This window comes from Metamycoplasma neophronis (genome assembly GCF_006491995.1).
Classification (GTDB): Bacteria; Bacillota_I; Bacilli_A; order Mycoplasmatales; family Metamycoplasmataceae; genus Metamycoplasma; species Metamycoplasma neophronis.
This window is the reverse complement of record NZ_VHHP01000007.1, coordinates 1-12,268: the sequence shown is the minus strand read 5'-3', so window position 1 is coordinate 12,268 and position 12,268 is coordinate 1. Positions and strand designations below refer to the sequence as shown.

The following is a 12,268-nucleotide window of genomic DNA, read 5'->3' as shown; positions in this document are numbered from 1 at the left end:
TTTTTTTCTTTTATTATTTTTCAAACTCTTTTTTAACATAATTTGAGTTAAATAAATACAATAAGCTTCCTCAGTCTAAATCAAAAGATACTACATCGCCAGCTTGATAGTTAATTTTTGAGTTTTGGGCGTTAATGATCATATGATCTGAAGAACCACCTAAAATCTTAAGATCACTATCATATGGAATCATAGCATCAAACATTGTATCTAATTTACCAATTCCTAAAATGATTCTTTTAATATCTCCGATGTCTTCAAAATATGGTTTGTGGCCAAAAGCATCGATGCCGCAAGCGCCGATTGGCATTGAACTCTTGTAATCGACTTCGACAACCTCGGCTTCACATCTAAATGCATCACGGTACATTCCACTAATGGTTTGGCGATACATATCTTCAGTTCCAAAAATCATTGCAAATCCCATTCTCAAAAAATTAACTTCATCGGGCATTCTATTTTCTCAAACCATGTGTAAACTCAATGAATTACCACCCGAAATATGAGTTAGTTTAATATGCAATGTTTTTTCAATAACATGTTTGATTTTTATGAATTCATCCATACTTTCATCAGATGGAATTCTTGCACCATAACATCCAAAATTGCAACCCAACCCGATTAGTTTAACTCCCGGCATTTCTGATACAATTTTTTGAGCCGATGCCAAAGCTTCTTCAGGTAAAACGCCTTCTCTTCGGTCACCCAAATCAACCATTAAAACGATTTCATGCGGTTTCTTTTGATTTTGTACACAATAATCACTAATTTTTTGAATAACATCTAAATCACCATTCAATGATGAATCGCATAATTCAATCATCCGTGGGATTTCCGAAATCATTGGAATACGTAATAATTGTTTGTGTCCTGGAATATCTTTAAATACTTCAAAATTATCTAAACGTGAGTCACCAAAGTTAGTAATGCCGGCTTCGTGATATAATTCGGCCATACGACGATTCCCGCAAAATCCTTTAGTAACTGCTAAAACTTGAATGTTTTTTTCTTTACAAATCTCAATTGCTCTACGTACGTTATTTTTAAACTTCGTTTCATTAATAATTATTTTTGGATAAGACATAATTTTCCTTTTGATTAGGCTATTTTGCAGCCTTAATGATAATAAATTCTTTTTTACCTTTTCTTAATAAGGCATATTTTCCATCGAAGTTTTTAAAAGTGATTTTTTCATTTTCGTCTTCTAAAACGATGTCATCTAATAAAAATGATTTTTTTGCTAAAAATTCCCTAGTTTCACGATTTGATGAACATATTGAGTTTTCTTTAATAAAGTCAATAAAGTTTTGGCCTTCTTTGGCTTCGTAAACTCTTAAAAAATCAAGCAACATTTCAATGTCTTCAATGTCTAATGATTCTTCTTTTTTATTGAATAAGATTTCACTGATTTTCACACACTTTTTAGCCATTGCTTCGCCATGGATATCTTTAACAATTTCATATGCCAAAACTTTTTGCGCTAATCTTTTAAATTTGGCTTGATTATGTTCTGCAATAATGTTTTCAACTTCATTGACTGATAAAAATGTTAATCATTTTAAATATTCTTCAATCTTGGCGTCCGATTGATTTAATAAAAATTGATAAATTGCATAAGGACTAGTCATTTTAGGATCTAATCATAATGAACCCCCACCAGTACTTTTACCAAATTTAACTCCATTTTCGTCAACTAATAAATTAGCTGTCATTGCAATCGCATCAGCACTTTCACCATGAGTTTTTCTAATGAATTCTAATCCAGTTGTAATATTACCTCATTGATCCGAACCGCCTAATTGGATTTTAACATTACGCGTTTCATACAATGTTTTGAAATCTCAACCTTGAATTAATTGATATGAAAATTCTGTGAAAGTTAAACCTTGATTCAATCTTGTCGCAATACTATCTTTATTTAATAAATAATTAACATTAACTAATTTACCAGCATTACGTAAGAAATCAACCATTGTTCAATCACGGTAAAAATCATAATTATCAATTACTTCTAAACCAAATGATTCAAGTTGTTTTCTAATGGCATTTTTATTTTTTTCTAATGTTTCAAGATCTAAAAATTTACGTTCTGAATTACGGAAACTTGGATCTCCTATCATACCGGTAACACCGCCTAAAATGGCAATTGGTTTAAAACCATATTTTTTAAATCTTAATAAATTTAAAATTTGCACATAATTACCTAAGTGCAAGCTCATTGCCGTAGGGTCAAAGCCAGTATAGATTCCTACACCATTTTCTAAGTTAATAAATTTTTCTTCATTTGAGATGTCTTTAAGAACACCGCGCGATTTTAAATCTTCTAATATATTTTTTTGCATAAAAGTCCTTTTTGCTATAATAGTTTATATTTAATGTTTAGACAACATAACTTTATATATTATATAAGATTTATATTGATAAGAAGCATTTTGTCTAATCTAAGAGGAGAAAAATGAAAGTAAAAATTATCGTTGATTCATCATGCGGTTTAACTAAAAACGAAGCACATGATTTAGGTTGAGATTTCTTACCAATCCAAGCCGAAGTTGATGGCAAAATATATCAAATAGGTGTTGACTTAGATATCAATAAATATTCAGAAATCTGAACCGCAAACCGTAAAATAGATGCATTCACTTTTGCTACCCCTCCAGGTGTAGTCGAACAAGTAGTAAGCCAATATACCGAAGAATATGATAAAGTTCTTATTTATCCTATTTCAACTGTTTTATCTTCACAAAATAGTGCCATTATGACATTATTCAAAGATAATCCTAAAGTTCATGTCGTTGAATCTAAAAAAATCAACTATTTGATTGTGAGAGATTTATTGCTATTTGAAGAAAAAATTGCTAATGGAGCTAAATTCGAAGCCGCAATTAAACACTTTGCCGAAAACAATGAAAGATTATTGTTAGTTTCCCAATTTAATGATGCTTTAGTTAAAGGTGGCCGTTTATCAAAAGCGGCGGCCGTGATTGCTAAATTAGCCAAAATCGTTCCAATCATTCGTTTTGATAATGGTGTTTTAGAAAAAGACGGAATCGGAAGAATTTTTTCAAAAACTTTAGAAAAACTAGTTAAAGAACTTTATGAAAATTTAGACAAAAACAATGAAGATTACTATTTAACAGTAATTCATGCCAATAATCAAGATTTAGAAAAACTAATTAATTCATTTAGAGCAGTAACTGATAATTACCCAAGAATTGTTTCATTCAAATTACCAGCTGACATTGCCGTTCACACAGGCGTTGGCGCAGTTTGCGTGACTTTTGCCAAAATCGATCCAGCTATTAAAGACAAAATGTTTAAAAATGCAAAAATTTGATAATTATCATTATTTTATAATATTGCAATTTACACACTCCAACGAGTGTGTTTTTAATTGTTTTAAATAAAAACATCTCAGATAGCTCTGAGATGTTCTAACTATATTAGTGAATAATGTCAATAAAATTAATTATTATCTTTACTGATATCATAAATATCTTCAGCTAATTTTTTAATCTTAATTGATTTTGGATCTTCCATATATTTTTCTTTTAAATCTTGTAAATTATTTAGTTTAAGCGTGTTTTCTTCTTTATTAGTTTTGAAGTCAAAGAAAATCATAATCGATTGGATGAAAACGATAATTGAAGATAAAATAGCAATTATAAGAAAAATTGTTTTCAATGTAATATCTTCATTTCAACGAATTGCGAATAAGTTCAAGATAATTTGTAAAGATGAAATTACCATAATTATTAAACCAAGCAAGATATAAATTAAACGCGAAACTAAATATTTATAGCGGTATTTGCGGCTAAGTTTACGGTTTTTATCAACTAAATCAAAATTTTTAACTTCTGCTTGTTTCTTTTTCGCCATAGCTAATACCTCCATAATTTAAATCTGAAATTTGACAAACCGAAATATACAAGTTTAAATCACGATTTTTTTTCACACGATATTTGCCGAGTTTTTCAGTGTATAAAAACATTTCAACATTGATTTTTTCAACCCGTGCTTGATATTTAACAATCTTTTTTCTCATGGCAAAAAACGACATGATACTTGTTGAAAATGTAGTTGCGGCAGTGATAGCCGTTGTTATTAATAAATAAGTTTGTCATGAGTTTTCGCCGAATGCCTTGAAATTGTAATACAGTTGAATTGAACCCAATACTGATAGAACAACTGTAACAACCAAAATCAAAAGATTTAGCGTAACGTAGGCAAATCCTCATAAATAAATTTTTGTTTTTAATGATTTTAAATATTTTTTTACAAAATGCAATAAATAAGAATCTAAGTTAACAGGATTTTTATTAGATAACTTTTTCGTCTGATTTTTATTTGTCATCTGATTCACCTCTTAACGTTTTCATAAGCGCTTCTTTGATTTTGTGTTTTGGGTTAATAATTTTAAGCTTTTCAATCTCGGCAATGTTTCTTTCATAATCTGCTGCTGTAAATTTTTCATCGTAAATATAAATATTTTCAACATAATCCATTGATTTAAAAATACGTTTATATGCCGCAGTCTTAGCAAATAATTTATAAATGGATTGAGTAATAACTAAAACGAATGACAAAATAGTAAAAAATGCCACGATAATTGAAATAGAAATTGAACTTGCTAATTTACTATTTGGGTCTTTCACTACTTCTTCGTCAAATTTTAATTTTCCTAAATATAAAGCATACCCTGCTAATGCAATAATTAGTAAGTTCAATATTATGATTAAAATACCCAAGGTAATTTGAAAGAAAGTAATAACGTTATTTTTTTTATTTAAACGTCTTGTTTCTGAATCAAAATAAGCGACTAAATTTTCATTAATTGCGTGATTATTTTTCTTTTCTTGTTTATCCATAATAATCTATTATACAATTATTTTTTTAAAAAATAATTTCATTTCAATGAGCTGACCTTTAGGTCTTTCAATAAATTAAATAACGTAAATTTAAAATGTCAATATAACGTTTAAATAAAAGCATTCATATTGATTTTCGCAATTAAAAAAAATAAAAAATTTTAATCAAATTATAAAAAATTTTATATAATAATAAAGCATTACAAACGCCGTTTTAGCTCAGTTGGCAGAGCAACTGACTTGTAATCAGTAGGTCGTAGGTTCAAGTCCTATAAACGGCACCATATTTGCGCGAGTGGTGAAATTGGCAGACACGTTAGTTTTAGGCACTAATGCTTTTGGCGTAAGGGTTCAAGTCCCTTCTCGCGTACCATTTCAGGAAGTTTCGTCAATAGCGAAACTTTTTGTTTGACTTTTTTATAAATCTATATGTATAAATTATTATTTTGCTATCTTAAATTTAAGTTTTAATAGTTTATAATAATATAGTAATGGACAATTACCCAAGAGGCCGACGGGAGTAATTTCGAAAATTACCAAAGAATCACAAAGTTCTTTCAAGGGTTCGAATCCCTTATTGTCCGCCATATATTTACAATACCGAAAGCACTTTTAAAAATAAAAGTTGCTTTTTTTATTTATAAATAAAAAATTTGGTAGTATTTACTAGGAGATAAATATGTTCTATAAAATTAACAAACCAAGAGGACTATCAAGCTTTAAAGCAATTAAAAGTTTTGCTAAACAAAATAATATTAAAAAAATCGGCCATGGTGGAACACTCGATCCACTTGCTGAAGGTTTATTAATTGTGGCGACAAATTATGATACTAAAGCCTTAGGCTATATTTTGGGCGACACTAAAGAATATTATGTTGAAGCAACATTACACCAAAAATCAGCCAGTTATGATGAAGGTGAAGAAATTTTTGCAATTGAAAATCATCCAATCATAAGCAAAGAAAAATTGCTTGAAGCCTTAACATATTGAAAAAATCAAACTAAACAACTACCACCAGTTTTTTCGGCTAAAAAAGTTGATGGCGTACGTAGTTATAAATTAGCACGTGAAAATAAAAGCGTTGAATTAGCTTATGCTAATATCAAAATCGAATCGTTAGAATTAATATGATTTAATGAACTTGAACAAAAGTTTGCAATTCGTTGCAAAGTTTCAAAGGGAACTTACATACGTTCATTAGTTCATGATATTGGTTTATATTTGAATACTGATGCCGTTGTTAATGTTTTAAGACGCGAAAAAATTGGCAATATTACTTTAAATGAAAAACAAGAATTTGAAGAAATTGATAAATTAAACGAGCTTTTTAATGTAAAATTATTTATGCTAAGCGAAGGACAGCTGAAGATCCTTGCCAAAAGTAAAGAGCTAGAAATTAGCGAACTAAAAAACTTTTGTGGAAATTTAATTTTTACTTATTTTAACCGAATAATAGGTTGGGGAAATATAAAACACGGCCATTGCAAAATGACCAAGGTATTTTATGCCCGAATTGATGCGATACTTAAGGGGGAAAACTATGACTAAGTACAAAATGATCGTATTCGACATCGATGGAACATTGCTACCTTTCGGAGTTGATGAATTAACTCCTCGTATGAAAGAAATGTTTGAAAAATTAAAACAACAAGGTTATATTAATGTTTTATGCTCAGGTAGAGATATTTTCACAGTAGGAAAACAAATTCATAATCCATTTGTTGACTACTTTATCGGAGCAAACGGAACTTTTATTCTTGATTTAAAAACTAATGAATATATTTTTGAAAAAACTATTCAATATCAAGATTTTGTTAAATTCAGAGAATATGCCGAACAACATCAATTAGCTTTCTCATTCGTTGGAAATAAATGAGGTTATTACAATGATTTATTCAACATTGATCACTGATTTTATCGTCCATTTAAAGATAAATTTATTTCTGAAAAAGAATTTGAATCTAAAGAAGACAAAAACTATTTAATTACCGTAAGTTCAAAAACTCCACAAGCGTTAGGTGATGCCTTAGCTAAATTCTTTGAAGAAAACAATATGGATATGTGAGTACTAGCTGTTTGAGCTGGTGGTGTATTCATTTCTGCTAAAGGTATAACCAAGGCTACCGGTTTAAAAATCCTAGGCGATTTATTGAACGTATCATTAGATGAAATGGTTGCATTTGGAGATTCTGAAAATGATATCGAAATGCTTGAAGAAGTAGGTTTAGGAATTGCTATGGGTAACGGCGAAGATGTTACTAAAGATGCAGCCAAAGAAATCTGTTTACCAGTTACCGAAGATGGACCATATTTCAAATTAAGAGAAAAAGGTTTCTTTGAATAATGAAGGCTTATGCCTTTTTTATTTACTTTTTCTAAAAGTAATTTAAAATAATAATGTTAAAGAAAGCAGGTTTAGCATGTTTATTTCAAGCACAAGTAATCCAAAAATCAAAGAATATAAAAAATTAAAAGAATCTAAAGCACGTAAGGCAAATCAAATGTTTTTAATTGAAGGATACCATTTAGTTGAAGAGGCTAAAAAAGCTAAATGTTTATTAGAAGTATTCGAAGCAACTGAACATCCTAAATATAATTTTTCGACTCAGGTTACAAATGCCGTAATTAAAGAATTATCATCAACCCAAACTCCGCAACAAATTGTTGCAGTTTGCAAAAAAATTAAAAAAGATGTAGTTCCAAATCGAGTAATTGCGCTGAATAATTTGCAAGACCCGGGTAATGTTGGCACAATCATCCGTTTAGCCAAGGCTTTTAATTTTGATACTGTTATAATCGAAAATCTGGATGTATATAATGAAAAAGTTATCCGCTCAAGTCAAGGTGCTTTTTTTGATATTAATTTAATTGAAGTTAACAATTTAAAAGATGAATTAAAAAAACTTAAACAAAATAACTTCACGATTTATGAAACATTATTAGATAAAAATGCTAAAAAATTACAAGAAGTTGAATTTAAAAAATCTAATATAGTGCTTGTGATGGGCAATGAAGGCAACGGTATTAGCAATGAAATTAAACAATTAAGCGACTTAAATGTATATATTCCAATTGCTTTTGAAAGTTTAAATGTGGCGACAGCTGCCGCTATTGTATTGAATAAAATTTATAATGAATAAAAAGTCTAACGTTGTGTCGTTAGGCTTTATTTTATAAATTTTGTTCAGTTTGATTATCATCAATTTTTACATCATTAATTCCGGTATCATTGATTTCATTTTGGAACATGAAATTGTGTTCATAGTTTTTTAAAAATTTAGTAAAAAAACGTTTAAATTTTTTAGCAAATTCGCCTTTTGTTGTTTTAGTTTCTTGGCATATAAAAATTAGTTTTTTCAATTCAAATGAATACTTAATAACTAATCATTCGTTTTCTTCGAAATAAATTTTTGCAATATATCTTTCTTTTTCGGCGTTAATATGTCTTAAATCTTCTGTTGCCGAAATTTCAAGGCGGTTAAGCTCACTTTGAGCAAACAATTTAGTTTCAAATGGTTCAAGATTTTCTAAGGAACAGTTTATTGAAAATGAAGACAATAAATTGTGATTTAATTGACTTAAATTATAGGCGTTGATATCATCTAATTTCATGCTTTGGGTTTCATAGTAATTTAACATATTGACAATCATAGAAAAAGTTAAATAAGCATCTTGACCAAAACCTTGGTTTCATGACGTGATAACATCATATTTTTCATTGAAATATAGAAATGAGGGTTCCGTTAAATCTTGTTTTGTGTAAGTAAATGTTTCTTCGTAATTTAAATAATATTTTTTAGCTAGTAGATTAAATAAATCACTACGGGTTGCGCAAGTACTTTTAACTGAAGTTATTTTTGTAAATTTATTATTGCTGCAAATTACATTATTTGTAAATACCAGGAAATTAGCAATCAATAAATTGATATCAATTAATTGAAATCTTGGCATTAATATTGAACTTTTAATGCGACTATAAAAATATACCCGTTTATGATCGTATGAAAATTTAACTAAATATTTAATGTTGCTTAGTTCTCTTAAATAACGCGTTGAAATATTGATAAACTGTGCTCCCTCTTCTTTTGCATTGTGTTTAATGATTTTGTATTCAAAGTCATTTTTACCCATGATTTTTTTAAAAAATGAATGGTTTAAATTATCTTCAATGCACGCAATTTTAATTAATTTATTACCGCTTAATAAGTAATTATGTTTGTATATGCTTTCAATGTATTCATTCATTAATTTAGCAAAGTCAAGACGCGCGCAAACATCAATAAATTCTTTGATTTCATGTATGTTAATATTTTCACAAGCTTGCGCTAAAGTACCTAAAATTTTTGTTCCGAATGGTTTACCTTCACGGTTAAATAAAGCTATTGTGTATTTGTTATCAATGGTATATTTAGAAATATAAAAAACAATGTCAATATTCTTTGTTTTATTCAATGTGTGCTTCAAAAATGGCAAGGTAATACCTTCATCGTTGGCAAATTTAATAACTTTCATTCTTGCTGCTAAAAAAGTGTGTCCCATTGCATCAAGAAATTTAACATTATCTTTAGAAGTTCCATCATGACATAAAAGAATATTGTAATTTTCTTTAATATTTCGATTATTTAATTGATTGACTAAAGCTTGCGCTAAAATCTGTAAACTAATTTCATTGATTGCATTTAATCCATATCCAATTGAGCCAATGAAATAATTATTAAAATAAGGCATGTATTTATCAAATGACTCGCCCTTAATTAAATAGTCTTTTTCAATCTTTTTGGCTATTGCAACATTATTATAATAATCTTTCCAATCTTTTAAACTAATCATTTGAACTCCTTTATATCATTAATTGTTACTTTCTAAATTTTATATAAAAAAGGCAAATTATTTAGATAAAGCTCAAAATATATTTTCATAATATTTAAAGATATTATCAAAAACATGTTAAAATATTATTAATTCAATTCCACGCTGAATTGGATTAACAAAGTTAATGTCTTATCCGAGCAATATGCTTATTTCACTGAATAATCGAAAGGGGGAGCCGCGGCGCCCGCTTTCATTTTATTTTTTTTATGATAAAATATAATACATGAATGCAAAAACCAAAAAAATAATTTTTAACGAAAATAAAGATAACATTAAATGAGATATCTATTTTATGTCATTAGCAAAATTAAGCGCAATGCGTTCAAAAGATCCAACCACTAAAGTCGGAGCATGTATTGTAAGCCCAAGCAATTATGTTATTTCATTAGGTTATAACGGTATGCCAACATCATATAATGATGTACAAATGAATAACGATGAACTATTCACATGGGATCGCCCTAATAGCGCTAATGATATTTTAAATTCAAAATACACTTATGTTGTTCATGCTGAAGCTAATGCAATTATTAATGCCAATTTAACTAGCTCAAAAATTGAATCTAATTCAAGTATTTATGTAACCCATTCACCATGTTATAACTGTGCTAAATTGATCGTGCAATCAAAAATTTCAAAAGTTTATTATGCCATTGCTTATAAACCTGAATCAGAAGATTTTTTAGCTTCAGAGAAAATATTTAAAGCTTATGGAATTGAATGCAAAAAAATTGACAATGATTTTGATATCGAATTTAATTTAAAATAACTATATTCTTAAAAAATAGATGCCTTAATTAAGGCATTTTTTTATATTTTTAATCTAGTACAATCTTATGTAAAATCGTTTTAAATGATTATAAAAAAAGAGCAATTATACTCTTTTTGAAATTTTTATCTAAATAGTACAATTGATTAAAGATGAGATTGCTAATTGTTAATAATTCAATTTACAGTTTTTTCTAAAAAATCAAGCAAAAAAGCGAAATCAACCCTAGTTAAAGACTTGCCTTGTCCAGATGTAATGTATTCTATATTCGCCATCACATTTGTCGGGTTATTTATTTGACTACGAGGATCTTCATTTGATTGTCATAGCTCATCGCATTCGTCAATTGTAATATATTCTGATTCTAAAATAGTCTTATAGTTTTCATCTTGTACAACGCGGCTTATGCGAGATTTATCGCTTTTTGATAATAAATCGCTTTTGATTAGGTTTATATAATCACTCAAATATGTTTTGATTTTATTAAATAGCTCTTCTGAAATATTTTGTTTTGGTTGATATTGTGACATAATGTCATTTTTATAAATTTCATTAAGTTTAACAAAAACATTACGCATATTATTGATAATGCCCTTTCTAGTTGTTAAACTATTATCTTCTGTGACATTTTTATTATCGTTTTTATCTTCGGCTTCACGGTCTTTATTATCGTTTTTATCTTCAACTTGACTGTCTTTTTTATAACATGATATCGTTACAATCGGTAGGGCGGCCACTATAATCGTTCCTAATGATATAAACAATTTATTTGATTTTTTCATAAAATAATTTCCCCTTAATTGAAATATTTAATTTTATTTTAAAATAAAGATAATAAAAACAATTTATTTTTTAAAAATTTTATAAAATGAATCTTAAAAAAATAATAAAAAAAACCAAATACAAATGTAAACTGTATTCGGCGTCATTTTATTTTGTTTTAATATGACAATAACCATTAGGGTTTTTCTCTAAATAATCTTGATGATATTCTTCGGCTAAATAAAAATTTTTTAAATAAAGAACTTCAGTTGCTAAGGGTTTTGTGTAATTTTTTGATAGTTCTAATAATATTTCTTTAATGACTTTTTTATCATCATCATTTACATAATAAATTCCATTGCGATATTGGCTACCAATATCTTCCCCTTGATAATCTTTTGCAGTTGGATCAATAACTGTAAATAATTTTGTAATTAAGGTTTTTAAATCTGTAACTGTATCATCATATTTGACATATGTAGTTTCAACAGCATTTGTTTGTGACGTTTTAACTTGCTCATAAGAAGGCATTTTTACATCAGAGTTGGCATAACCCACTTTAGTTTCAATTACGCCCTCACAGCGCCTTAAAAATCATTGTACGCCCCAAAAGCAACCCCCGGCAATTCATATTTCTTTTTCCATTGTTAATCTCTTTTCTTTTTTTATTAATTTAATTATTTTTGATGGTGATAATAATAAATATATCAAAACTTCACCATTTTTAATCATTAAGTTACACAAAATAGTAATAACTATCAATTTCTTTGTTTTTAAAATAATTTCATGCAATAAAATCACTTGCTTATTTTAAAAATAAAATAAAAAAAGAAGCTTTTTTGCTTCTTTAATTGCGGCTCATCGCATTTTTTTTGTTCTCTGAAAACTGAATACGACTTGTAAATTTAGATTAACTTATTCTATAGAATTCACTATTAAACCTATCAATTTATTAGTACTGGTCAGCTGAATGCATTGCTGCACTTACACCTCCAGCCT

General features: G+C 28.2%; 13 protein-coding genes and 3 tRNA genes. 8 read left to right on the top strand and 8 right to left on the bottom strand.

The features are described 5' to 3' along the window. Nucleotides 1–13 precede the first annotated feature (13 nt). Both FJR74_RS08080 and tyrS read right to left on the bottom strand, forming a co-directional pair. Nucleotides 14–1,084: an alanine/ornithine racemase family PLP-dependent enzyme gene (locus tag FJR74_RS08080; protein WP_140914983.1), complete on the bottom strand. Its 1,071-nt coding sequence runs from the start codon at nt 1,082–1,084 to the stop codon at nt 14–16. Nucleotides 1,085–1,103: 19 nt separating this feature from the next. After that, complete coding sequence (gene tyrS / locus FJR74_RS08075; protein WP_140914982.1) at nt 1,104–2,342, bottom strand: tyrosine--tRNA ligase; 1,239 nt, start codon at nt 2,340–2,342, stop codon at nt 1,104–1,106. Between the two features lie 113 nt (nt 2,343–2,455). Between tyrS and FJR74_RS02605 the strand changes: the two genes are divergently transcribed. Beyond that, on the top strand, nt 2,456–3,337 hold the full coding sequence (locus FJR74_RS02605; protein ID WP_140914981.1) for a DegV family protein: 882 nt from the start codon (nt 2,456–2,458) through the stop codon (nt 3,335–3,337). Between the two features lie 125 nt (nt 3,338–3,462). Here the strand turns inward: FJR74_RS02605 and FJR74_RS08070 are convergent, their stop codons facing one another. The 3 genes from FJR74_RS08070 to FJR74_RS02590 are packed head-to-tail and all read right to left on the bottom strand — an operon-like array spanning nt 3,463 to nt 4,865. Continuing rightward, nucleotides 3,463–3,876 (bottom strand): DUF4231 domain-containing protein, encoded by a 414-nt coding sequence (locus tag FJR74_RS08070; protein WP_140914980.1) that lies wholly within the window; start codon nt 3,874–3,876, stop codon nt 3,463–3,465. After that, nucleotides 3,848–4,351 carry a DUF4231 domain-containing protein gene (locus FJR74_RS08065; protein WP_140914979.1) on the bottom strand — a complete coding sequence of 168 codons (504 nt, stop codon included), beginning with the start codon at nt 4,349–4,351 and terminating at the stop codon, nt 3,848–3,850. Before FJR74_RS08065 ends, FJR74_RS08070 begins: the two co-directional genes overlap by 29 nt. Then, nucleotides 4,341–4,865: a hypothetical protein gene (locus FJR74_RS02590; protein WP_140914978.1), complete on the bottom strand. Its 525-nt coding sequence runs from the start codon at nt 4,863–4,865 to the stop codon at nt 4,341–4,343. Before FJR74_RS02590 ends, FJR74_RS08065 begins: the two co-directional genes overlap by 11 nt. Before the next feature lie 208 nt (nt 4,866–5,073). Between FJR74_RS02590 and FJR74_RS02585 the strand changes: the two genes are divergently transcribed. The 6 genes from FJR74_RS02585 (at nt 5,074) to FJR74_RS02565 (ending at nt 8,006) form a co-directional block, all read left to right on the top strand. Further along, a tRNA-Thr gene (locus FJR74_RS02585) sits at nt 5,074–5,149 on the top strand. Between the two features lie 5 nt (nt 5,150–5,154). Then, a tRNA-Leu gene (locus FJR74_RS02580) sits at nt 5,155–5,238 on the top strand. 120 nt (nt 5,239–5,358) lie between these two features. Continuing rightward, nucleotides 5,359–5,452: transfer RNA gene (locus FJR74_RS03385), tRNA-Ser, on the top strand. Nucleotides 5,453–5,544: 92 nt separating this feature from the next. Further along, nucleotides 5,545–6,414 (top strand): tRNA pseudouridine(55) synthase TruB, encoded by an 870-nt coding sequence (gene truB / locus FJR74_RS08060; protein ID WP_140914977.1) that lies wholly within the window; start codon nt 5,545–5,547, stop codon nt 6,412–6,414. Continuing rightward, complete coding sequence (locus FJR74_RS08055) at nt 6,407–7,210, top strand: YcsE-related riboflavin metabolism phosphatase (protein WP_140914976.1); 804 nt, start codon at nt 6,407–6,409, stop codon at nt 7,208–7,210. Before truB ends, FJR74_RS08055 begins: the two co-directional genes overlap by 8 nt. A gap of 76 nt (nt 7,211–7,286) precedes the next feature. After that, on the top strand, nt 7,287–8,006 hold the full coding sequence (locus FJR74_RS02565) for a TrmH family RNA methyltransferase (protein WP_140914975.1): 720 nt from the start codon (nt 7,287–7,289) through the stop codon (nt 8,004–8,006). Between the two features lie 31 nt (nt 8,007–8,037). Here the strand turns inward: FJR74_RS02565 and FJR74_RS02560 are convergent, their stop codons facing one another. Beyond that, nucleotides 8,038–9,696 carry a hypothetical protein gene (locus FJR74_RS02560; protein WP_140914974.1) on the bottom strand — a complete coding sequence of 553 codons (1,659 nt, stop codon included), beginning with the start codon at nt 9,694–9,696 and terminating at the stop codon, nt 8,038–8,040. A 265-nt stretch (nt 9,697–9,961) separates the two neighbouring features. Here FJR74_RS02560 and FJR74_RS02555 point away from each other — a divergent pair, with 265 nt between their 5' ends. Continuing rightward, the gene (locus FJR74_RS02555) at nt 9,962–10,507 is read left to right on the top strand and encodes a deoxycytidylate deaminase (RefSeq protein WP_306766874.1); all 546 of its coding nucleotides are present in this window, start codon (nt 9,962–9,964) and stop codon (nt 10,505–10,507) included. A gap of 161 nt (nt 10,508–10,668) precedes the next feature. Here FJR74_RS02555 and FJR74_RS02550 read toward each other — a convergent pair whose 3' ends face one another. After that, on the bottom strand, nt 10,669–11,289 hold the full coding sequence (locus FJR74_RS02550; protein ID WP_140914973.1) for a variable surface lipoprotein: 621 nt from the start codon (nt 11,287–11,289) through the stop codon (nt 10,669–10,671). Between the two features lie 148 nt (nt 11,290–11,437). Beyond that, nucleotides 11,438–11,914, bottom strand: a complete 477-nt coding sequence (gene msrA / locus FJR74_RS02545; RefSeq protein ID WP_140915003.1) for a peptide-methionine (S)-S-oxide reductase MsrA — start codon at nt 11,912–11,914, stop codon at nt 11,438–11,440. Between the last annotated feature and the right edge of the window lie 354 nt (nt 11,915–12,268).